This window comes from Bacillus sp. FSL L8-0199, from assembly GCF_038005705.1.
Lineage (GTDB): Bacteria > Bacillota > Bacilli > Bacillales > Bacillaceae_G > Bacillus_A > Bacillus_A cereus.
This window is the reverse complement of the sequence record NZ_JBBOTS010000005.1, coordinates 176131-196003: the sequence shown is the minus strand read 5'-3', so window position 1 is coordinate 196003 and position 19873 is coordinate 176131. Positions and strand designations below refer to the sequence as shown.

Here is a 19873-nt window from a genome sequence, read left to right as displayed (position 1 = left end):
TTAATAATTCACCTTCATATTCATCATTTGGATTGCAGTCAATGATAAAACCATCGCTTCTCCAAGGAATCCACCTTGTTTATCATAACGCTTTATGTAATTGAAATCCCTGCCATTGTAATGGTCTTTATCAATGCTGTATTCATTTTTGGCATACTTCAGAATAGTCGCCTGCAGCAATGCATCACGAGTAATGTTAATTTGATCCTTCATGCGAAGGTCATCCCACTCACTTTCTTCTTCTTCAATGAGTGTATTAATTACTTCACAATACTCTTCAAATGTTAATCTGCACTTACTAGATAATTGCTCTAGTTTGTCTGGCTCTAGAATTAAGTCAATTGTTTCTATGCCATTATCAGCCTTCTGATCTAAGATAACAATTTTATCATTGTTTTCTAGCTCGGCTGCTTGGCTTTCCCTCATAAAATTTTTTCTAATCCCGATTCTTGGCTGAGTTGGATTGCTCATCTTCTTCACTCTCCTTAATTACTGGTTTCTGTGCTAACTCTTTCATATCAATACCTTTATCAAGGTCTTCTATAATATTAATCATTGGACTCATCGTTTTCATCTCCTATCATAATTTCAATTGCTGTAGCTGTAACCGGGACTTTAAAAGTTTTGGCTAAAAATATAGCAAAATGCATATTAGTTTTCCCTGTGGCTCTTGCCCCTCTAGGGAAAGGATAGTTATAGTTTTCTTTTGTTTCCTTCATTTTTCTTCACCTTATTTGTAATGCCTTTCATACGCTTCATTATAGCATAAAAAAATAAAAAAGACAGGCATAAAACCTGTCTTTTATGGAAGTAGTGCTAAGTTGATAATTCCAGCACCATATACCTCATCTCGCCCTTGTGCACCAAGGTCTTTAACCATATGTTGTAATAGTTCATGTACTGCTGAAACGGAAGGTTTCGCACCATTATGTAGTTGTTTATAACGTGCAAGAATAAGTGCGATTGCACCAGATATAATTGGTGTTGCCATTGATGTTCCAGATAAACGTGCGTAATGCCCTTCTTTATATGTAGATAGGATATTTACACCAGGAGCACAAATTTCATTCTCTATGCCATGATTTGAAAACTGTGGATGTTGCATGTTTTCATCTACAGCTGATACAGCTATTACTTCATCATATGCAGCCGGATAACAAACCTGACTATTCTCATTTCCTGTAGCTGCTACAAATACGATTCCTTGTGCTGTAGCTTGTTTAATAACTTGATATAACACTTCTGGTGGTCGGCTAGATGTTCCTAGACTCATAGAAATAATATCTACTTTACGATCTATGGCCCATTTGATACCACGAATCATTGCTTCAAATCCGCCTTTTCCATTGTCGCCTAGTACTTTAGCACAATATAATTCTGCTTTAGGTGCGACACCAACCATTCCTATACCATTGTCCATTGCGGCTACAATACCTGCTACATGAGTTCCATGTCCTTGCATATCTTCATATTGGCTAGGTGAATTAGTAAAGTCTATATACTCTTTCACATTATCTATTAAATCAGGATGATCTTCATCAATACCTGTATCAAGAATAGCAACTTTAATACCTTCCCCTTTAGTTTTCTGCCAAGCTAATTCCACTCCAATAGCTTTAAGTCCCCAATCAATTAGGTCTTTTCCTATTTCAGGAGATACAACTTGCCTTACTACATAGTCTGCTGCTTTAAACATTATGGAAATTCCTCCTTGGAATTCCCTGTATCCTTTTTTACTATTTTATCATAGCGCACTATATATTGTTACGGCTAGTTTGGTTAGGGCCATAAGTATAATGAAAACTATAACCATCCCTATTTCTATTTGCATATTATTCCATAAAGAGTTTTTCTTTTTTCTTATTTTATATTCTTCTTTTGTTTCATTTATTCTTTGGTCTACATACCTAGTTCCTAGACCTGGTATCGTTGAGCTCGGTGTGCGATTTGTTTCATCTCCTAAGGACTCTAGTAAGTCACTTATGGTATTTAATGAAGGTTCAACTGATTGATCTTGAATATTTGCTTCCCTACTACGAGAAAAGCCAACTGGCATCGTACTTCCCATAACATAAGTTGGCGGAGCGGGTCTATGCCATGTACGTATACCTTGATTTCTATGCGAATCAGCAGAAAGATGCATACTTAAAAATAAGTTATTTTTTGCTTTAGCATTTAAGTCTAAATAAACTTTAACTAGCTCCATACTCAATCACACTACAATCTTTTTAATTGAACCGCATGCACTACATACTCTTGTGTGAACTTTTATCCTATATTTTTTAGGACCTTCCCATTTGCTGTCTACAAATGAATATTCATGTGTTCCTTTTCTCTTACACTTCCAAACTTTAAAGAGCTTTAACATATTGTTCTACCTCCAGCATATTCAAAAAGTATTGATTATATTTGTTCTTATACTCATGCTGATAAATAACTTTAACTATTCCCACCTGTGCAATATGCTTCGCACAATTTTCGCATGGCATATGCGTACAATACAACGTACTTCCTTTTAAGTGACTACGATCTGCATTTAAAATAGCATTCATTTCAGCATGAATACATAATATGCATCTGCCTTGATCATTAAGTAGACATCCATCATCTGTGCAATGTTCTTGATTATGTACACTACCGTTATATCCTGTTCCAATGATTCGATTATCTTTTACAATAACAGCTCCAACCTTTAACCTATTGCAGGTTGCTCTTTCTGCTACATCTTCTGCCAGCTTCATGAAATACTCATTCCAACTTGCTCTTGATTTATTCCTCTGCTGTATGTTTTTCATAACCTAATTCTCCTAACATATATTCAACTGCACCTGACCCTCTTTTCTCCGCTTCAATAGATAAGGCTTCTTCAAACGTAATCATTTTGCAATTTCCATCTGTATGTTTTAATAACCATCTTGAAGCAGAAAAGCAGTTCATATTATAAAAAAGAACTCCTTCTTCTAAAGTCCCAATTGCATAATCTTCATCTGGCTGCTTAGCTATATAATGCATCTTATTCACTCCTTAATACCAAGATGGCTTTTCTCTTGACCAATCCTGATCTGTCGTATGTTTTTGTTCTAAACAATGTTTGCAGTAGTATATATTCACTTTTTTCCAATGTGTATTCCAGGGGCCTTCTGGTTTGGCAGTTCTAATTGATTCCTGATAGATATATTCGTGTTTACATGGTGCAGGGGATTTCTTCATTGGACCCGTACGTTTAGGTTTAATTGTCATAGTAGGTTTCTCTAGTGGATTATTAAACATATTATTATCTCCATTCCATACATAAATTTTTAGCTGGACATTTATCACAAGCAAAGGTTTCTCTTGGATAAAACCATCCTTTTTCCATAGATTCTTTTACTAAATCAACTGTTTTATATAAGCGTTTATAGTCCATTCGTTTCCTTGTAACAAAATGAGTAGTTCCTTTACGAAGAATATGTACTGCTATACTATCTATCTCCTGCTTAAACATAGAATGATATGCCATTGCCATTAGAGTTAAACCCATATCAGTTTTCTGCCAAAAATCATCATATTTACTTTTACCTGTTTTATATACTGCGATTTCAACACCTCTTGCTGTATCACGTACAACCGGGATGTTTCCTCTAACATAAAAATCATTTCCAAATGGTATGCGAAAATCCAAATTGGATGCTAAGACTTGATCTGGCTCATATCTTTGCTGTCGGTAGAAGGTATATAGCATATCAATTGCTTCTAATTCTTTTTTTCTTTGTTCAGCTTTGCCGCCTACATGTATATCATATATATCTAGATTTCCATACCAGATACTACTTAACTTTTCTTTTAGCTCATCGAATCCTAATTGTGTTCCGCCTTTTAAGTGAAAATAATAATAATTCAATACAGATTGTATACTTTCTCGAATACCATCATTTGCTGTAATCTTTTTGCAAACTTTATCAATCTCTGTAAATTTAAACCGTAATGGACAAGATTTAAAGTCATACAAATCCGCTACTGTTATCTCAAATTGTTTACTCATATAAACCATCCTTTGACTTGTTGATATGAGCCCTTAGCATTAATTTTTGATACGGTCTTAGACCTTTTGGGAAAAATGCTTCTATAAATGAATTTTCTATCTCTTCATAGATATGGCTTATGTTTTTATTAAGATAGCAAGAAACTAACTCCATATAAGTTCTCCTTTCTAATTATCAATAAATTCATCGAATTCGAATGCAACTGCTGATAAGCCTCTTATTGAAGATTGTTGCTGATTACGCTCATGATCTGTAAGAAGATTAAATGCTTTATTGCTGAGTTTAAAAGATCCAGTAATAGGATTTTTTACCTGAGTACGTTCCTGTCTAGGCACAGATCTAACAAGAGTGCCTGAAAGGGACTGAGCAGTCCCAACCTTTTTTCCCTTAATGAATATCGCTATGTCTGAACCATTAAAATGTGTTGTTACTTTCTTTGATTGAATCTCAAGAATTTTTGATACTAATTCCATATAAACCACCCCTATGCTGCTAGTGGAAGACCACCATATTTTTTGATATTTGTAATGCGTAAATATTTACTTACTAATTCTTGTGGCTTGGCTTGTTTCTTTATGAATACTGCTTCCGTTACGTAATTGCTTTTAAAGAACCATCTCATGTTAGTGAGGGGCTTACGGTGTTTATAATGAGAAACTAATTCCATGCAGAACCATCCTTAATCATTCTTTTATTTCCTTGCAATAACTCTATTATACAATAAAAAAGAGGGTGTATCCCCTCTTTTTTGAAATGCATTACATTATTTGTCGAAGTTGAAAATGAAATCTTCATCAGTTAGCTTCTCTACATTTGTTGCCTTTACGTAGCCATTTCCTTTAACAGAGAAGAAGTCATGATTCTTTGTATCTGTACGTAAACCATTTAGAACAATTGGATTAATCTCTTCTTCTTTGAAGTATGATTCTAAACCTAAGTTCATAAGGGCTTTATTTGCATTATATCTAACAAAAGCATTCACATCTTCTACTAAGTTAATAGGCGTATAGATTTCTTCCGTATAAGCCAGCTCAATTTCATACAGTTCAAGCAATAGGTCCATTGTTTCTTTTCGTACTTCTCTTTGTTCTTCCGACTCCATTTGAGCAAATAATTGCTGCGCTAGTATGCCAACGAATACTCCGTGAATGCTTTCATCACGTAAAATTAAGTTAATAATTTCACCACTAGCAGTCATTTTTCCTTGGCCAGCTAAATAAAGCGGATAGAAGAAACCACTATAGAATAAATAACTTTCTAGGAATACGCTTGCTACCATTGCCATGTATAACTCTTTTTTCGTTACTTCAGGCTTTAATAAGCGACGATAATATCCAGTAATTATTTCTGCCTTTTTCGTTAGCAGCGGGTGTTGATCTACCCATTCAAAGATATCATCAATTTCTTCTTCGGTTGCTAACGTTGTGAAAATATGACTGTAACTCTTCGCATGTACTTCTTCCATAGCACCCATAAAAGCTAATACACTTTTCGCCTGTAAGTTTTCAAGATGAACAAGTACAAGTGGCATCCCTTCGCCACCTTGCTTCGTATCTAAAAGTGTTAAACCACCTAATACACGCTTGTAAGCTGTTTGTTCTTCTGCAGAGAGATGAACCCAAGTGTTTTTATCTGTAGAAACAGCAATCTCTTCTTCTGTCCAAAACTGAGATATATTTTGTTTCCAAAACATTAAACTAAATTCGTCTTCTTTTTTGTTCCAGTTAACTGCTTGCATTCTTTTATCCCTCTTTCTTTAGACCGCACAAGATGTGCATTCTTCTACGCTTAGTTTTCTTGTTCTTGTGTAATATAAACTTTTTAATCCTTTTTTGTGAGCATATATATAATAGCGTGCTAATTCTTTAGTTGAAACATCACTATTAACATATAAGATTGAACTGATCCCCTGGTCAATATGCTCTTGGACCTCTGCAATTAAATCTATTAGCTTGAATTGATTAATATCATATGCTGATTTGTAATACCAGAATGTATCTTTAGATAAATATGGCATTGGGTAATATGTCGTTGCATTTGCATATGTTCTTGACTCAATGTGATTCACAATAGGCATTACACTTGATGTTGCATTCTGAATATAACTGATCGATTGCGTAGGAGCCAAAGCGAGTCTATAGGCATTAAATAGACCATGCTTTTGAACCAGATGTTTAAGTGCTGTCCAATCCTCTTGAGATGGGATAGCAATACCCTCAAACAGGTTTTTAACTTTTTCAGTTTTAGGCTTGTAATCTGTTGTTTCGTATTTTGTAAAATACGTACCTTTTGCATATTCAGACTTATTAAAGTCTTTAAAGGTTTCTCCTTTTTCTTTAGCAATGAGCATACTTTTCTCAATAGAATAATAGTTCATCATCATAAAGAATGTACGGGCAAAATCTTTCGCTTCTTTGCTTTCATAAGCGATTTTATTTTTTGCTAAATACCCGTGTAAGTTCATTGCACCCAGTCCAACTGAATGCAACTCATCATTTGCCTTCTTAACTGTTGGAGCATTTTCTATTACAGTCATTTCTGAAACTGAAGTTAAAGCTTCCATACCAGCGTGTACTGCTTCACGAATTTCTTTATTCTCCATTACGTTTACGATATTTAATGACCCTAAATTACAGTTAATATCACGGCGGATAACATCAGGTGTACCATAATCATTTATTTCTGATGTTTCTTGCAGTTGAAAGATTTCCGAACAAAGATTAGACATTTTTACGCTTCCTATATCTTTTAATGGATGCTGTTCATTTGCATTTGATTTAAACATTAGATACGGATATCCTGATTCTAATTGGATCATGGCAATTTTAATAAGCATGTCACGAGCAGTAATATCCAGTTGTTTTTTCTTTACATTTGGATTAGCTACCAATTCTTCATACATTTCATCAATATCCATGTCATCCAAATGTTTCCCATACTCTTTATATACAGTGGATGGAGCAAACACATATAATGGTTTATTTTCTTCTGCTAATTCAAAAAACTTACTTGGCACGATGATACCAATAGATAAAGATTGAATACGATTCTTCTCATCGGCATTTATTTTCTTGGTTTCGAGATATTCAATAATATCCCAATGGAAAATGTTTAAGTATACTGCGCCGGCACCTTTTCGTTGTCCAAGCTGATTAGCATATGAAAATGAATCTTCTAATAGCTTCATTACCGGAATAACACCACTAGCAGCATTATCAATTCCTTTGATTTGCTCACCACGTGCACGTAGTTTAGATAAGTTTAAGGCTACACCTCCACCAATTTTGGACAACTGCATAGCTGTATTGATATTAAAACCAATTGCGTTTAAGCTATCATCTAATTCTAATAAGAAGCACGAAACCATCTCACCTCTGCGACTTTTACCAGCATTTAAAAAGGTTGGTGTCGCTGGTTGGTAGTTTTGTTTAATCATCATATTAGCTAATGTAATAGCTTTCTCTAAATCTCCTCTGCCTAAATACAAGGCAACAATTGCTACACGATCTTCATAGCTTTCTAAATATTGTTTTTGGTCATTTGTTTTTAATGCATAATCTTTAAAGAACTTGGATGCTGCCATGTATGATTGGAACTTAAAACCTGCACTATTAATAATTTTGTAGATATGTAAAATTTGCTTCATTGTGTATTCTTTTAAAACATCATAGTAATAATCATTTTGAATCATATAAGTGATTCTTTCAGGAATACTTTTAAACTGAATTGTTTTACTCTCTGCTTCCTTCATAAATGCAACTAAAGCTTCTTGATCCTTTTCTAACTGATAAAAACCATTCTTCTTTTGCGTTATTTCATTATTTAACTCTATATGTTGCAATTTAGAGCACCTCTCTCTTATGTGTATGTAATTTATGATTATTTACTTTGTAATGCATTTCTTTATTAATTATAGTTTTAGGAACTTCAAAACACAAGATACACAAATAAAAAATGCTCCCTATACTGTATATAGAGAGCATTTGAGTGTTAGTCTTTTTTTCTTTTTGCAACCATCACTTGGAATGATTCAACATGCTCTGGATTCACGAGTACACCACTAAATGTAAGTAATGCTAATAAACTATTTACGGCTCCCATGACTTTTGCAACTGTATCTTGCGGCAGCTCATAGCCAAACAATGTTGCTAATGATTGTATAAAGATTAATGTAGCGGATGCAATACCACTCCAAAATACAGTGGTTTTAAGCTTCTTTTTCGTTGTGTCCTTCATTGTATAATTCCTCCCAATTAATATGTACATAAGGCATACGTGCTACTGCAAATGCTTGAGCTAACTCATATTCTGCTGTGCCAGGTTTCGCATCTAACAATGGAGATGCACCTTTATCACCGTTATGAGCTTCAACAGCTCGCATCATGTTTTCCCATAAGCCTTGTTGAACTTCTTCATTCATTCCTCGGTTTTCTAAATAAGTTCGAACTGCAACAGTATGTAGGCTTTTCATATCATCCTCAAATTCATTGAACATGATATCGCATAATAAAGTTGTTCCTAATAGTGCTTCACGAACAGTGCCAACCACTTGACGCTGCTCTAAGAAACCACGAAGAATATAGAAAGCTTTCTTTGTATATTCCATTAGCTCTTCATCGTTATGAAAACTTTCTGGAGCAACTGCTAAAGAATTGTAGAAGAATGCCTGTAAGCTTGCGTCTTTAATTTGTTCTAGTTCTTTCTTGAAGTAATCTAATGCCTTTGGTTTGTTTGTCATATCTTTCATCTCCCATTGTAATTTCTTTTGTAGCAGTTATAATGAGCGTTATTTTTTACTTCCCATTCATCTGCGTAATTCCCTGTATTTAACTTAGCAGCGGAAAAACTACTTTCCTTTGAGGGCTGCTTTATATCTTTACCACAATAGCGGCAATATACTGGCTCATTTATAGATTGCATGGCTTGTTGCATAGCTATTTGATGAAAAGTCATGCCTGACCATGCTGATTTATTCTTTAAAGACACTAGGTGGATCCTCCTTAGATAAAGCTGCAACTACAATCTCATCATCTTCATCTACCACTAAATCAAGATACAATTCTTTTTTAAATAGTTTTGCTGAGTCATAGTATTCTTTTAGACCATTATCCTCATGATCAGCAAATCTTTTTTCACTCTTTTTATCATTGTACTCATATTCAATCTCTGTATAAGAAGTTTTTCCAACTGTAGTTGTCCCTATATCAATGACTTTAACGTGATGAATGCTTTTCATCTTCGAGAAGTATTCAGCATCTTTAGAGCAGCCTGACGCAAGTAAAATACCTGCTCCTGCTAAAGCAATTAATAATTTTCTTTTCATGTCATATCACCTGTCTTTGACAAAGAGCGTTAAGCTTCTCTTTAGATTCATCTGCATCAATAGTTTCACGAGCAATCATCTTTTCGAATATAGGTGGATTATGTATATGCTTCTTCATACACACACTATCCGTTTTTACTAACTCGCAATTTTGGCATTTCACATGAGACGAATCATAGCTACGGCACTTATAGTCAATTGGACATTCTTCAAAGTACCTGCACTTTCCATAAATACGATGCCTTGGAAGATCAAGCATGTTTTCTTTTCCGTAGATATCCCTTTTGTTTGCACGAACACTAACTTCTTTCATGCGATCCTTTTCATAGTTGCTTCGCATTTCTTGCCTTTGCTCATAGTTTTTAAACATGCGCTGCTGTTCAACTGTGGCCATCTTTCATATCCCCTTTTATTTTATAACTGAGCCTTCTAGTTCAATCCCTAATTTCAAGCAATCATTCAGTGTTAGAGTGATTTTATTTTCAGCTTTATTAATGTTTCCTTTGCCTTTAGAACGTTCTTCAATATCTTCTAACTCTTGAAGTTTGCTTTCAATATACGTTTGCGTTTCATCCATTTCGCTTAATTCTTTTTGTTTTTCGCTAAATTCTTCAAACAGTTTTACATACTTAGGATTAGCAATACGAGAGTCTGATGCATCATCATAAACTGTCTTAGAAATATCATTCAGTTCGGCATGTAAAGTTTCTAGCTCTTTTACTTTTTTATTTCGGTTCATTTTAATATCATACAGTTTATCCTGCATCTTTTCTTCTAACTGTTCAAGTGTTAATGATGGTCCAATTAACATTATATTTCCTCCTTGTAATACATTACTTTATTTATGATACACTATTTTAATAGCATCTACTTTAGATTTAATCCAATTCATAGGATTCTTTTTTTCTTTTTCTAAATCTTCATCAGTTAAACCGTCTGGTAGATTCTTCAGCGCACCTTTAAATATCATCTTCAATATCTCTGCTTGCGAGTTATACGTAGTATTGATAGTTCTTCCGTTATAAGAGATGATTAAGTTCCCTTCTCCATCACCACTAAGCTTAACAAAGGATTTTGTTGTAAATCCATTATTAAAGAAGTCCTTTTCTGTAATTTCTTGCTCGTATTGGTCAAAAACAACATCAGATGAACTTCCGTTATGCGCTGTATATTCCAAGCCATTTTTTAATAGCTTTAATGTCCCTAGTTTACTAATTTCTAGAGAGAATACTTCATTCTTATCTCTGATAAATTCAGATGGTGCAATGTTTAATAGAATATCAAATTTTGCACGTTGAGGGATAGGCTCTGCAAAATCCTGTGTAAAATCTGATAAGTCATACATTTGAAATTCAGAGTTATACATTCCTGATACTGAAAAGAATCCTTCTGGATATCCAGGTTGTTCAAATTGTGCATTCACCAGTGTTTGCGTTAATACAGGTGGTACATAGTTCTTTTCTAAGATAGCTAGAGTGTTTGCCTTTAGCTCCGCAGAGAAATCATCATCATGATAGATATCCATGCCTAGTGGATTCTTATTCGCTGTTTCTGTTATAAGCCCCACCGTTACTTTCTGTGCTTCATCTTTGTTGTTTGTAATAGTAAAGATCCATTTGCTCTCATTCGCATAACGAACACGACTAAAATCAATATCATGTTTTGCTTCACCTTTTGCAGGTGGAGTGAAAGAGAATGTTGCAACTTTTAATTCTTTCTTTTTCTTTTTACCATTCATCACTTCGGAAATTTCAGCAGAAAACATAATATCAATTACGCCGGCTGCCTTTTTATTGAACTGTAAGACAGAGAAATGACAATTTAATTGATGTGTTTTTTTCGTATCAAAATAATATGAGAATAACATTATAGACTTCCTTTCTGTTCTCTTGAAATTGTAAATTGTGAGCTGTCCTTCCAGCTATCAAGACGAACACCAATCGGAATCTCTGCATGACTGTTTTTCTTTAATTTTAGAATCATATTCTCTTTATCTAACACGGTATCTTTATCAACACCAATAGCATGAGTAACAAATCCACCAGATTCAATTTCGATAGCAGATAACTCTTCTAAATGAGGATTCATTTCTATTGTTAGATTATCCATGTCCGTATTTAGTTCATTTAAGATTTTTGTAGTTTGTTTTTCAATCTCCTGGTCTTTGTTTAAGCGCAATGTAATCTGCTTAATCTTTGATTCTGCAATACCATTGTACTCCATCTTACGTTGTAAATCGCTTTGATCAATAACATCTTCTTTTGTTTTTGCTAATTGCGTTTGGTATGTACCTATTAAACTATTTAGACGTAACTTTTTTTGTATTCCTTCTTGCACGTATCTTCTTAAATGATTATTCATTTGTGATGGCATGTATGGTCACTCCTTTATATGGCTTTAATACCTGCCCTTACTTCTTTGGCGCATTGTCTTCTCTTGCGTAATACTTCGGGATCAGTGGCTAAAAAGATTCCTTTTTCATTTAAAGCTTGTCGAGCTCTGCGAATAACTTCTGTTCCAGTGGCAAATGGAATCCCATGTATATCTTCTACATTATCGATTTTTTGCCAATAGGTTGTACATAACAAGTTGTCGCTATTTCTCGTATCAGGATATTTTTCCAATATAAATTTAACTTTATCTTTTGTATGCTTTAAAGCTTTAATATATGAACTTTCCATTTTCATATTCCCCTTTAACTTTGATAAACTAAAGAAGCATATCTTCTACAGGACTCTATAGAAGCTTCCATACAAAATGACATGTTTGGCACAAACTCATAGAAGCGAGTACCTTTAAAGGATCCTAATTTGTTCTTACCAACTTTCATTTCAATAACTGGCATTTTTTCTTCAGTTTCTTCATTGAGCCAGTAAACTTGAGCGCCTTCTTCTTTAATACCCACTTCGTTATACAAGAGAGCAATAAAGTTTGCTTCATATTCCAATCGGTTATTTTCTTTTAAGTCTTCTGTTAGTGGTCTACGATTACCGCCTAGCTTTCTTAAATGAGCTGTACAGAAAATCGCAACATCATAAGTTACACACCACTGTTTAACTGTTTTTGCTACATATTCATATAAAGCTTTGTCTTGTAATTGTTTAGATTCTACAGTTAAGTCGTAAATACTATCAATCATGATTACTAGTTTCTTTTCTGGAAATGCCATTTTTAAATCTTGGATTCTTTTTTCAATAACTTCTACACTTGTTCCTTCTGTAGAATCCCATAAAGAAAACTGACTAGCATTCCTATACATATGCTTAATACCTTCATTACGCTTTTCTATGATTTCTGGATTATCCATATATCGTGAAGGATTTTTAGCTTGTGAAATTGTAATCTGTTGCTTACAAGCGATATATCTTGGTGTCAGTTCATTTGAGCTATCATCTAGAGAATGATAAGCTACGTGAGCATTTTCGTTTAAATCAGCAATATCTTGTCCTAGTTGTAATAGCCATGCAGACTTACCTACGTTTGGTTGTGCGGCTATCAAGTATAATCCAGTTTGTACGCCACCTTCAATTGCTTCATTAAACAATGGGAAGTTTGTAACAAGTCCACCTCTGGCATCACGATTCCATGAGTAGTCATCCACATTTTGAACAGTTTGTAACATCTTTTGTTCAATAGGATTCATTGGTCGATTAAAAATCTTTTCAGGATTAGCTAGACGGACTTTTAAAGGATTGCCTATATCGGTTGTAAAGATTTCCTCGTCTTGATTCATTGTTGTTGCGATATTATTATAAACTTCTTGGAAATTAATAGTTGTCATATATGGTGCTCCTTTCACTCTTTCCCTGCACAAAATTTATGAAAATGGTAAATATAAAATACGAAATATAAAATAGTTTCATAGATTTTGTGCAAGAAAGAAGACGGTTCTTTCTTGCTATATAATCCACCTGGAAGTTGGGATGGTATGCGAATCCACCCCTTCCTAAAACCCATAAGTTTCACGAAGGGAGGGACTCTATCCCTTATTAGTAGTATGTAATCTTCATGTTTTTTGAATGACCATTTATTGCTAAAGGAAAAATAGATTCATTAAACCACTCTTGTTCGTTAGTGTTCATTTTCTTTGGAGCAAGGATTTGGTCTACACTTAATCCTCTTAAATTTTCCGCCATACCTTTAACGGGAATCATAATAATTCTTTCAAATCTAGTGCTAACTTCCTTGCTAAAATCTCTTGTAACAATTAGGATATTCTTTTTCTTTTGCATTTCTTTTTTCCTCTTTTCTGTCTAGCTCTATACTTTTTCTCTTCTGCATATATACATGCACCCATTATGATAATAAGTACAATAATAAAGGCTATTTGTTGCATATATTTAGGCTGATTAATGGTGCATCTGTAAACAATACTTGCAATAATAAAGCCATAAATACAGTCAGCAAACTCACCGAACGATTTTCTCACTTTGCGATCTCCTTATTAAATAAAGGACACTTTTCTTTATCGCAGACACCGCTTACTCGTTTAAATGTATCGCATCCGTATTTGTATTGGCCGTTGTATACGGAGTTAACAATGATTTCAATTTCATTTGCTTTTAATGGTGGTGAGCATCGTTCTTCACCCCATTTCTGCATACGTGCTACTGTTTCTTCTCTTGGAACTTGCTGTTGCATATAGAAACTTGCTAATGCAGTAGCACTGTTATTTCTTTCATCTACAGTTTCTCTAAATAATTTCTCATTCATTGCTTTAATGCATGGTGGTTCTGTTTTTATCTTCCTAATCTTTCCGGTAAACTCTGTTCGCTTATTTACTTTTTGAGTCCACTCTTCAATATGCTTTTTGATTACTAATCTTGCACGTTGTGAAGGAAGAGGTTGCTCTATTTTTATTTGCCTTGGAGACTGAGCAAGCTGTAATAATTCTGCATGACTTAGCTTGTTAAACTCATCACCGGAAATAGGAATTTTATAAGCTTTCCCTTTTATATTCCAAGAGTTAACCATTCGAAACATGCGCTTATCATCATATACTTTCGTATCAAGCGTATTATTTTTACAGTAGCTTTTGATATCTTCAGCAATTTGCTTATAAATTTGATTAAGAGCCACATGAGGATCTAATCCCAATGTAATAGCAGGAATGATTAAATGGATACCTTTGTTTCCAGAAAAATAAAATTGAACCTGTTTCATATCAACTTGCATAATAACCGTTATATATCTTAGTGCTACCTTTACATCTTCTTTTAATTTTATATAATCTTGTTCACTTTCAATTACAGTATCAAAATCAAGGTAAAAATCTCCCCATTTCAAACTATCACTTGCGTTTATAATCCATTTTCCTTTTTCATTTTGGAACCAAATTGGATTAATGTATTGCATTACAGTTTGATAGACGCCTTGATTTTTATAATGTTCCCTGAACTGCCAAGTGTTTTCAGGGAACATGAAATGTTTTCTTGTAAATGGATATTTCTCTGTTTCTAAATCAGCACCACATTCGACCCATAAAGTAACATCAGTGGAAGCTTGCTGAATTGCTGTCTGTTGCATGACGCTTAATCTCCCTATTTATTCCTGTAACTTTATGAGTATTCTCTTTTCGTTGTATAAAGTCTCTTGCTTCTTCTAGATACTTTTCTAATTCAAAAGCATTACGTAAAGGTCTGAGCTGATTTTCTTTCCGTTGCACTACAGCAACATCAATCATAAATAATAATTCATCTATCGTGTAGTTACCTAGCATGTATTTAAACTTACCTTCATCTTGCTTAATCATATGTTCATTTGGAACAATCTTCATTTGCTTGTACCAGTAATCTAGTAGTTCTTGCATAGTAAATCTCTTTTTCATTTCAAGATAGAATTCGAATTCTACTCTAACCATCTTGCCCGACTCTGGATCCATCTTTAAAGTCGGTGGTGGCGGAACTTCACGTAAAATATTGTGATAGTAAAATGAATCTGGACTTAATAAGTTGTTAGGTGGTTCTTTCGTTTTCATAATTTCCTCAATATGATAAAGGGTTGTAACAATTTGAGGATATGTTTTTGAGAAATTATCTAATTCCTCTTTGATATCATGCAAAGTCCACCCTTTATTCAATAGGAATTGAATAGAGGATATGGCACTTTGTGTTCTCGGTTCTATAGAAAATCTAGCTTGGGTGATGTAATGTACAAAATAATTTGCAAGTTCTTCAACGGTCTGCATGTATGATTCACTCCTATGCCGCTTTTTTATCTAAGTGATTATTAAAATCTTTTAAGTTATGTGGAGTTAAGTGTCCGAATGATGCATTCTCATCCTTAAAGAACTCTCTCACATGTGGTAACAACTGACTATCTGTTGAAATATTTAATCGAATTTTATTATTTTTAAGTCTTTCTAATTCTTGTTCAACTCCGGGACTATTCCAAGGATTATCAGCTATGACATTTGCTAAAGGGTCATTTTGTACAGCTGACTTTCCTGCTTCCTCTTTGCTTGTTTCTTCACTTGCTTGCGGTTGCGCTTGAAAGTTTTGTTGCTGAGCCTGTGCTTGTGGTTCAGCTTTGAAATCTTGCTGTTCAGCTGTTGCCTGTGGTTGCGCTTGAAACTCCTGTTGTTGAACTGTTTCACTTTGCTGTGGAGTATCATCAAATGGAGTTGTAATTGTTCCATTTGCCATAGCTGTATCTGTATTATACATAGCTTGTTGCACTTGCTGTGCTTCACTATATTGATTTTGCTGAAGCATCTGCTGATACCCTTGAGGGTCATGCTGTTGCATAGTTTGCTGATACCAGTTAGCTTGTTGTTCTGGAGTTAGCTCAACTGGGATACTGCCCTTGCTGTTGTTGATATTGTTGATTCTGATTCCATTGCTGATTTTGATTCCACTGTTGTTGTGGTTGTTGTTGCCCCTGTGGATACTGATACACATTATTTTGTTGCTGTGCATTCGGATTATATCCAACTTGATAGTTAGGGTCTTGTGCTAAATTGTTATATTCATTTTCTTCTGTTTCAATTTTTATTTTATCGTAAACGGATGAACCTACACCGAACATTGAAGCGCACTTGTTTAAGCAATTTGAAGTGGCTGATTTATATGCACTATCTTGATTATCCTTACCACCAATGGCAACCTTACACCCATATTGTGAACGTTGTCCTAGCCCTGGGATAAATAAATAACCTCTGACATGATAGACATAACCATCAAATGACCAAGCATATGTATTCTTATCAAACTTATACACTTCTTCTCGCCATTGCTCTACAGGTTCAAAATCCCAATATGTAATTCCGTCTGTTGCATAATCTAATATTTGGGTAACTGTTTTTACACCAATGTACTTACCATTTCCTTTACCAGGCTTTTTTTCAAGCCATTCGTCTTTACATTCTTTAAGCTTCTCCCTAATTGTTTTGAGTTGTTCTAAATCAGGAATAAACTTTTCAATTACTGCTCGCATATAAAAACCCTCCTAGTGTGGTTTACCTCTCTTCTTGAAGTATATTTTATATTGTAATGCACTTCAAGTATTATAAACTTATTGTATCATGTCATGTTTATCTAGACAATAAAAAAATGCAGTTATCTTCAGATTTCTCTGAATTCCTGCATTTTTCTTCAATTTCCTTATTTTAATAGCGCAATTGCAGCAGCTCCAGCCGCAGTAATAAGACCAAGTAAAGCGAAAAAAGCTTTCCATAGTTGCCCTATGAACTCAGTTTGAGAATCGATAAACTTATCTTGAGCTTTCATTGCGATATCTTGTTTGGAATTTAATTCGCCAACATTCTCTTGTACAGTTAACATGCCACGTTGGATTAAATTAACCGAACCTTGGATGTCATTTAGTGACTTTCTAATATATTGTACTTCTGCTTCTAATTCAGATACTCGTTTCTCTGTTTTTGCGCTCTTCTTCCCTAGTAGCTCCATAGAATCACGAAGATCTTTAATTTCCCTTTCTAGTTCATCTTGACGTTCAATCAGTCTTTGTATATCCATTTCTTTTAAAGAAAGGTTTCCATAGTTCGGCATAGCACTTGCCTCCTTCTATACTATGATTCTTTTGTATAATGTAATCTCACAGCATGAAGGCATGGGTTAACTCCATTGTAAGGATCAGGATGCAGATGTGTTTTAATCCATATCCTTTCTGCTATTTGGTTTTTCCAATCAGCATTTAAGAGAGGACGTAGTGTATGATCGTTATCTTCTACATATACTTCATATTCATAGATGTTTCCATCTAGCTGCTTATCTAAATTCTTAGGATAACTAAATGCATTCCTATTTAGAAAAACATGCTCAATAGATTCTATGTTATATACCCCTTCCATATCAAACGGTGTTAGAACCATCCCTCCACTTGTTTCAAATGTTGTTAAGAATACGCCTATTTCTTGTGCGCCTAAGGTAAAAACTGTTTTCCCGTCTATATTTACAGAATATCTTTGTACGAATGTAATTCGAATTTTTTGAACGGGAATACTAGGGAAAAACCATTTCTTTCGTGGGGCATGATTTTCAGATGAAATACTAGTGATTTCATTCTGCTGAAAACCTTGGATTGTTTGCCAGCCATCATTGTAATGTATTTCAATATCCTTTATTTGAATCCCACGCTCTGGATGAGGATGTATTGCAATCGTATTAACATGCAGATTATTAACTAAGTGTAATGGTAATTCAATCTCTACTACAACATCTTCCCCATTCTTCGGGACATCTACTGGAGAATCATATGTTACGGTTCGTCTCCAAAATGATAAGTTGTCGCCATTGAAAGCATTTAAGATATCATTATCAACTACTTTTCCTTTTTTACCAGTACGCCCGACTTGAACTTTTAGTTCTGAAGGGATAATTCTTTTATCGTTCATATCCACGATATGTGTTTTCGATATTTGATGAATTGCAGGTATTGTAGCAAATCTGTATTGTAAATCGATTTCTGACCTTGGAATTGTAACTTGATTATCTTGAAACTCTTTAGGGTAGTTTATCTTCATATCTTGAACGAAAGCTGTTTTATGGAAATTCTTATTTATATAGGATGGGCCACCAAGAGTATCCAATTGCTTCTCAATGAGAGCAATTCGGTCTTCAAGGAATTTCACATAATTATGTAATGACATGTTTTCCATAAGAACAGTTTGATGTGCTTCTTTAAGTTGTATATTTATTTCATTTTCTTGTTTATATAACTCAATTAATTCTGCATATTTCTGATCTTCATTTTCATTATATTCATGAGAAGAAGTTGGTCCACGAAATTTCGCATTACCACTTTTACTCGTAGGCATTCTCATAATCTTGATATCTCCTTTCGGCTTCAGCAACTCTTTCATCTAATTCCTGCAAGCGCTGCTTTATCTCATAAATACCTAACATGCCATTAGTAGAAGAATCTCTGGTTAATTGTATCATATTGTCACCGAAAGCTCTTATCTGTCCGTTATGTATATTATTCTGCGTATTTTGCATTTCGCTTATATTTTCCGGATTTTCTCCTGTTTTCATAGAAATACTAAGATTTTTCTCACCTTTAAACCAAGACTGTATACCAAGGTCTGCTTTTTTCTTTAAATCAGTAATAGAACGATGCAACTGTCTAATATCATATATTTGTTCTTGATGATCATGCAATGCTTTTTCTGATTCTCTATGTCCTCTGTATCTAGCATTTCTTTTCATGATGTTAGGATACTTATATAGAGTTGGCATAGGGATTGCAGGATTCATTAAATCGACTATATCCTTTGGCGGTTCATCTATTGTTGCTGGCTTGTCTATTAAAGGTGGTACAATCGGCTCTTTAGGATCTTTAAATTTATCTTTATCTTTTATAGTTTGTACAAATAGCTTAGATGTTTTCATGCACTTATGTACTGAGTAGGAAATATCGTATGCTGTCTCACTCTCTATATTGCTCGTAACCACTAAGGATTTATTTGTTTCCTCTATTACAGTTAATTTCTTATCATATATCCACTTACCTTTTTCTGAATAGGGATGCATTGCAGAGAAAATTGCTTTCTCACCCGGTCTAATTGTGTAAGTATTTGGCGTTAACTGTATATCACAAAGAGTTTCTACTCTTCCCATTTGTATTTCCACGAAGTCTTTTGTGTATCCAATATAAGGGCTGCCTGTCCAATGTTCACTTTCACTTAATTTATCGAATGGCAATCCGTAAAACCAGTTTCCAATTAACATATTTAGATTTTGAGAGCTTTTGCTTTTACTCTTAATAGAAATGACCCATGACTCAGAGCCATCTATAAAAGTATAGAGTGCTCCAAGCAAGCGGCCATATCTACCTGAGCCGAAATAGGACATATTCGTAATCCGGATAAGATTACTATCTTCTTTAGATACATCAACTTCTAATGCTTCTCCTGTAGAAAGAGATATTATTTTTTTGTTGCCTAACTGATCCCAGTTAATAATAATCTGCTCTGCTGGTAAATCTCTTAGCATTTCGCCATCTTCATTTTGTTGAGCGTTCGCAAAGAATAACGTAAGATGTTTAGCAGTCTGGTCCATTTAATCAC

33 protein-coding genes are annotated in these 19873 nt (G+C 34.3%); all 33 read right to left on the bottom strand.

Going from position 1 to position 19873, the window contains the following annotated elements:
• Positions 1-471 carry a hypothetical protein gene (locus NST86_RS34210; RefSeq protein WP_098205281.1) on the bottom strand — a complete coding sequence of 157 codons (471 nt, stop codon included), beginning with the start codon at positions 469-471 and terminating at the stop codon, positions 1-3.
• A complete protein-coding gene (locus NST86_RS34205) occupies positions 437-565 on the bottom strand; it encodes a hypothetical protein (protein ID WP_016084768.1) in 129 nt (42 codons plus the stop codon). Before NST86_RS34205 ends, NST86_RS34210 begins: the two co-directional genes overlap by 35 nt.
• The gene (locus tag NST86_RS34200; RefSeq protein ID WP_153594687.1) at positions 549-719 is read right to left on the bottom strand and encodes a hypothetical protein; all 171 of its coding nucleotides are present in this window, start codon (positions 717-719) and stop codon (positions 549-551) included. The genes NST86_RS34205 and NST86_RS34200 overlap by 17 nt, the downstream gene beginning before the upstream one ends.
• An 83-nt stretch (positions 720-802) precedes the next feature.
• On the bottom strand, positions 803-1696 hold the full coding sequence (locus NST86_RS34195) for a S8 family peptidase (protein WP_098685554.1): 894 nt from the start codon (positions 1694-1696) through the stop codon (positions 803-805).
• Between the two features lie 48 nt (positions 1697-1744).
• Positions 1745-2206 (bottom strand): hypothetical protein, encoded by a 462-nt coding sequence (locus NST86_RS34190; protein WP_098687492.1) that lies wholly within the window; start codon positions 2204-2206, stop codon positions 1745-1747.
• Between the two features lie 145 nt (positions 2207-2351).
• The gene (locus NST86_RS34185; protein WP_098687493.1) at positions 2352-2795 is read right to left on the bottom strand and encodes a deoxycytidylate deaminase; all 444 of its coding nucleotides are present in this window, start codon (positions 2793-2795) and stop codon (positions 2352-2354) included.
• Positions 2770-3012: a hypothetical protein gene (locus tag NST86_RS34180; protein ID WP_016084774.1), complete on the bottom strand. Its 243-nt coding sequence runs from the start codon at positions 3010-3012 to the stop codon at positions 2770-2772. The genes NST86_RS34185 and NST86_RS34180 overlap by 26 nt, the downstream gene beginning before the upstream one ends.
• A gap of 12 nt (positions 3013-3024) precedes the next feature.
• Positions 3025-3240 (bottom strand): beta-glucosidase, encoded by a 216-nt coding sequence (locus NST86_RS34175; RefSeq protein ID WP_141546641.1) that lies wholly within the window; start codon positions 3238-3240, stop codon positions 3025-3027.
• Between the two features lie 34 nt (positions 3241-3274).
• A complete protein-coding gene (locus tag NST86_RS34170; RefSeq protein ID WP_176546213.1) occupies positions 3275-4021 on the bottom strand; it encodes a PD-(D/E)XK nuclease family protein in 747 nt (248 codons plus the stop codon).
• Positions 4014-4175: a hypothetical protein gene (locus tag NST86_RS34165; RefSeq protein WP_340935687.1), complete on the bottom strand. Its 162-nt coding sequence runs from the start codon at positions 4173-4175 to the stop codon at positions 4014-4016. Before NST86_RS34165 ends, NST86_RS34170 begins: the two co-directional genes overlap by 8 nt.
• 14 nt (positions 4176-4189) lie before the next feature.
• Entirely contained in the window at positions 4190-4495 is a 306-nt protein-coding gene (locus tag NST86_RS34160) for a hypothetical protein (protein WP_340935685.1), read from the bottom strand.
• Between the two features lie 11 nt (positions 4496-4506).
• Entirely contained in the window at positions 4507-4689 is a 183-nt protein-coding gene (locus tag NST86_RS34155; protein WP_340935683.1) for a hypothetical protein, read from the bottom strand.
• A 96-nt stretch (positions 4690-4785) separates the two neighbouring features.
• Positions 4786-5760: a class 1b ribonucleoside-diphosphate reductase subunit beta gene (gene nrdF / locus NST86_RS34150; protein ID WP_340935682.1), complete on the bottom strand. Its 975-nt coding sequence runs from the start codon at positions 5758-5760 to the stop codon at positions 4786-4788.
• An 18-nt stretch (positions 5761-5778) separates the two neighbouring features.
• Entirely contained in the window at positions 5779-7863 is a 2085-nt protein-coding gene (gene nrdE / locus NST86_RS34145; RefSeq protein ID WP_340935680.1) for a class 1b ribonucleoside-diphosphate reductase subunit alpha, read from the bottom strand.
• A 149-nt stretch (positions 7864-8012) separates the two neighbouring features.
• Entirely contained in the window at positions 8013-8258 is a 246-nt protein-coding gene (locus NST86_RS34140) for a phage holin (protein ID WP_098205268.1), read from the bottom strand.
• Positions 8230-8760: a hypothetical protein gene (locus NST86_RS34135; RefSeq protein ID WP_340935678.1), complete on the bottom strand. Its 531-nt coding sequence runs from the start codon at positions 8758-8760 to the stop codon at positions 8230-8232. Before NST86_RS34135 ends, NST86_RS34140 begins: the two co-directional genes overlap by 29 nt.
• 5 nt (positions 8761-8765) lie before the next feature.
• Positions 8766-9008, bottom strand: a complete 243-nt coding sequence (locus NST86_RS34130; RefSeq protein WP_340935676.1) for a hypothetical protein — start codon at positions 9006-9008, stop codon at positions 8766-8768.
• On the bottom strand, positions 8992-9345 hold the full coding sequence (locus NST86_RS34125; RefSeq protein WP_340935674.1) for a hypothetical protein: 354 nt from the start codon (positions 9343-9345) through the stop codon (positions 8992-8994). The genes NST86_RS34130 and NST86_RS34125 overlap by 17 nt, the downstream gene beginning before the upstream one ends.
• Position 9346: 1 nt before the next feature.
• Positions 9347-9739, bottom strand: coding sequence for a hypothetical protein (locus NST86_RS34120; protein ID WP_340935672.1), 393 nt, complete (start codon positions 9737-9739; stop codon positions 9347-9349).
• A gap of 15 nt (positions 9740-9754) precedes the next feature.
• Positions 9755-10156, bottom strand: coding sequence for a hypothetical protein (locus tag NST86_RS34115; RefSeq protein WP_098793232.1), 402 nt, complete (start codon positions 10154-10156; stop codon positions 9755-9757).
• A gap of 27 nt (positions 10157-10183) precedes the next feature.
• Positions 10184-11212 carry a hypothetical protein gene (locus NST86_RS34110; protein ID WP_098205262.1) on the bottom strand — a complete coding sequence of 343 codons (1029 nt, stop codon included), beginning with the start codon at positions 11210-11212 and terminating at the stop codon, positions 10184-10186.
• The gene (locus NST86_RS34105; protein WP_098685539.1) at positions 11212-11718 is read right to left on the bottom strand and encodes a hypothetical protein; all 507 of its coding nucleotides are present in this window, start codon (positions 11716-11718) and stop codon (positions 11212-11214) included. The genes NST86_RS34110 and NST86_RS34105 overlap by 1 nt, the downstream gene beginning before the upstream one ends.
• 14 nt (positions 11719-11732) lie before the next feature.
• Entirely contained in the window at positions 11733-12026 is a 294-nt protein-coding gene (locus NST86_RS34100) for a hypothetical protein (protein WP_242325855.1), read from the bottom strand.
• A gap of 14 nt (positions 12027-12040) precedes the next feature.
• Positions 12041-13126, bottom strand: a complete 1086-nt coding sequence (locus NST86_RS34095; RefSeq protein ID WP_072190748.1) for a DnaB-like helicase C-terminal domain-containing protein — start codon at positions 13124-13126, stop codon at positions 12041-12043.
• 208 nt (positions 13127-13334) lie between these two features.
• Positions 13335-13577 carry a hypothetical protein gene (locus tag NST86_RS34090; protein WP_098205258.1) on the bottom strand — a complete coding sequence of 81 codons (243 nt, stop codon included), beginning with the start codon at positions 13575-13577 and terminating at the stop codon, positions 13335-13337.
• The gene (locus NST86_RS34085; RefSeq protein ID WP_340935666.1) at positions 13553-13774 is read right to left on the bottom strand and encodes a hypothetical protein; all 222 of its coding nucleotides are present in this window, start codon (positions 13772-13774) and stop codon (positions 13553-13555) included. The genes NST86_RS34090 and NST86_RS34085 overlap by 25 nt, the downstream gene beginning before the upstream one ends.
• A complete protein-coding gene (locus tag NST86_RS34080) occupies positions 13771-14871 on the bottom strand; it encodes a primase C-terminal domain-containing protein (RefSeq protein ID WP_098205256.1) in 1101 nt (366 codons plus the stop codon). Before NST86_RS34080 ends, NST86_RS34085 begins: the two co-directional genes overlap by 4 nt.
• Complete coding sequence (locus NST86_RS34075) at positions 14837-15532, bottom strand: hypothetical protein (RefSeq protein ID WP_340935665.1); 696 nt, start codon at positions 15530-15532, stop codon at positions 14837-14839. The genes NST86_RS34080 and NST86_RS34075 overlap by 35 nt, the downstream gene beginning before the upstream one ends.
• A gap of 13 nt (positions 15533-15545) precedes the next feature.
• Positions 15546-16058, bottom strand: coding sequence for a hypothetical protein (locus tag NST86_RS34070; protein WP_340935663.1), 513 nt, complete (start codon positions 16056-16058; stop codon positions 15546-15548).
• Between the two features lie 73 nt (positions 16059-16131).
• Positions 16132-16779, bottom strand: a complete 648-nt coding sequence (locus NST86_RS34065) for a hypothetical protein (RefSeq protein ID WP_098687511.1) — start codon at positions 16777-16779, stop codon at positions 16132-16134.
• A gap of 167 nt (positions 16780-16946) precedes the next feature.
• On the bottom strand, positions 16947-17354 hold the full coding sequence (locus NST86_RS34060) for a hypothetical protein (protein ID WP_098687512.1): 408 nt from the start codon (positions 17352-17354) through the stop codon (positions 16947-16949).
• A 20-nt stretch (positions 17355-17374) separates the two neighbouring features.
• Positions 17375-18628 carry a hypothetical protein gene (locus tag NST86_RS34055; protein WP_340935662.1) on the bottom strand — a complete coding sequence of 418 codons (1254 nt, stop codon included), beginning with the start codon at positions 18626-18628 and terminating at the stop codon, positions 17375-17377.
• Entirely contained in the window at positions 18609-19865 is a 1257-nt protein-coding gene (locus NST86_RS34050) for a hypothetical protein (RefSeq protein WP_340935661.1), read from the bottom strand. The genes NST86_RS34055 and NST86_RS34050 overlap by 20 nt, the downstream gene beginning before the upstream one ends.
• Positions 19866-19873 lie beyond the last annotated feature (8 nt).

Excerpts from the sequence above, each read along its gene's own strand:
- NST86_RS34185 (WP_098687493.1), bottom strand. The coding sequence starts at position 2,795 with ATGAAAAACATACAGCAGAGGAATAAATCAAGAGCAAGTTGGAATGAG.
- NST86_RS34050 (WP_340935661.1), bottom strand. The coding sequence starts at position 19,865 with ATGGACCAGACTGCTAAACATCTTACGTTATTCTTTGCGAACGCTCAA.
- NST86_RS34170 (WP_176546213.1), bottom strand. The coding sequence starts at position 4,021 with ATGAGTAAACAATTTGAGATAACAGTAGCGGATTTGTATGACTTTAAA.
- NST86_RS34075 (WP_340935665.1), bottom strand. The coding sequence starts at position 15,532 with ATGCAGACCGTTGAAGAACTTGCAAATTATTTTGTACATTACATCACC.
- NST86_RS34135 (WP_340935678.1), bottom strand. The coding sequence starts at position 8,760 with ATGACAAACAAACCAAAGGCATTAGATTACTTCAAGAAAGAACTAGAA.
- NST86_RS34155 (WP_340935683.1), bottom strand. The coding sequence starts at position 4,689 with ATGGAATTAGTTTCTCATTATAAACACCGTAAGCCCCTCACTAACATG.
- NST86_RS34065 (WP_098687511.1), bottom strand. The coding sequence starts at position 16,779 with ATGCGAGCAGTAATTGAAAAGTTTATTCCTGATTTAGAACAACTCAAA.
- NST86_RS34190 (WP_098687492.1), bottom strand. The coding sequence starts at position 2,206 with ATGGAGCTAGTTAAAGTTTATTTAGACTTAAATGCTAAAGCAAAAAAT.
- NST86_RS34175 (WP_141546641.1), bottom strand. The coding sequence starts at position 3,240 with ATGACAATTAAACCTAAACGTACGGGTCCAATGAAGAAATCCCCTGCA.
- NST86_RS34090 (WP_098205258.1), bottom strand. The coding sequence starts at position 13,577 with ATGCAAAAGAAAAAGAATATCCTAATTGTTACAAGAGATTTTAGCAAG.
- NST86_RS34160 (WP_340935685.1), bottom strand. The coding sequence starts at position 4,495 with ATGGAATTAGTATCAAAAATTCTTGAGATTCAATCAAAGAAAGTAACA.
- NST86_RS34060 (WP_098687512.1), bottom strand. The coding sequence starts at position 17,354 with ATGCCGAACTATGGAAACCTTTCTTTAAAAGAAATGGATATACAAAGA.
- NST86_RS34080 (WP_098205256.1), bottom strand. The coding sequence starts at position 14,871 with ATGCAACAGACAGCAATTCAGCAAGCTTCCACTGATGTTACTTTATGG.
- NST86_RS34100 (WP_242325855.1), bottom strand. The coding sequence starts at position 12,026 with ATGGAAAGTTCATATATTAAAGCTTTAAAGCATACAAAAGATAAAGTT.
- NST86_RS34095 (WP_072190748.1), bottom strand. The coding sequence starts at position 13,126 with ATGACAACTATTAATTTCCAAGAAGTTTATAATAATATCGCAACAACA.
- NST86_RS34200 (WP_153594687.1), bottom strand. The coding sequence starts at position 719 with ATGAAGGAAACAAAAGAAAACTATAACTATCCTTTCCCTAGAGGGGCA.
- NST86_RS34070 (WP_340935663.1), bottom strand. The coding sequence starts at position 16,058 with ATGCTTCAGCAAAATCAATATAGTGAAGCACAGCAAGTGCAACAAGCT.
- NST86_RS34120 (WP_340935672.1), bottom strand. The coding sequence starts at position 9,739 with ATGGCCACAGTTGAACAGCAGCGCATGTTTAAAAACTATGAGCAAAGG.
- NST86_RS34195 (WP_098685554.1), bottom strand. The coding sequence starts at position 1,696 with ATGTTTAAAGCAGCAGACTATGTAGTAAGGCAAGTTGTATCTCCTGAA.
- NST86_RS34110 (WP_098205262.1), bottom strand. The coding sequence starts at position 11,212 with ATGTTATTCTCATATTATTTTGATACGAAAAAAACACATCAATTAAAT.
- NST86_RS34180 (WP_016084774.1), bottom strand. The coding sequence starts at position 3,012 with ATGCATTATATAGCTAAGCAGCCAGATGAAGATTATGCAATTGGGACT.
- NST86_RS34105 (WP_098685539.1), bottom strand. The coding sequence starts at position 11,718 with ATGCCATCACAAATGAATAATCATTTAAGAAGATACGTGCAAGAAGGA.
- NST86_RS34055 (WP_340935662.1), bottom strand. The coding sequence starts at position 18,628 with ATGAGAATGCCTACGAGTAAAAGTGGTAATGCGAAATTTCGTGGACCA.
- NST86_RS34115 (WP_098793232.1), bottom strand. The coding sequence starts at position 10,156 with ATGTTAATTGGACCATCATTAACACTTGAACAGTTAGAAGAAAAGATG.
- NST86_RS34140 (WP_098205268.1), bottom strand. The coding sequence starts at position 8,258 with ATGAAGGACACAACGAAAAAGAAGCTTAAAACCACTGTATTTTGGAGT.
- NST86_RS34205 (WP_016084768.1), bottom strand. The coding sequence starts at position 565 with ATGAGTCCAATGATTAATATTATAGAAGACCTTGATAAAGGTATTGAT.
- nrdF (WP_340935682.1), bottom strand. The coding sequence starts at position 5,760 with ATGCAAGCAGTTAACTGGAACAAAAAAGAAGACGAATTTAGTTTAATG.
- NST86_RS34165 (WP_340935687.1), bottom strand. The coding sequence starts at position 4,175 with ATGGAGTTAGTTTCTTGCTATCTTAATAAAAACATAAGCCATATCTAT.
- NST86_RS34125 (WP_340935674.1), bottom strand. The coding sequence starts at position 9,345 with ATGAAAAGAAAATTATTAATTGCTTTAGCAGGAGCAGGTATTTTACTT.
- NST86_RS34210 (WP_098205281.1), bottom strand. The coding sequence starts at position 471 with ATGAGCAATCCAACTCAGCCAAGAATCGGGATTAGAAAAAATTTTATG.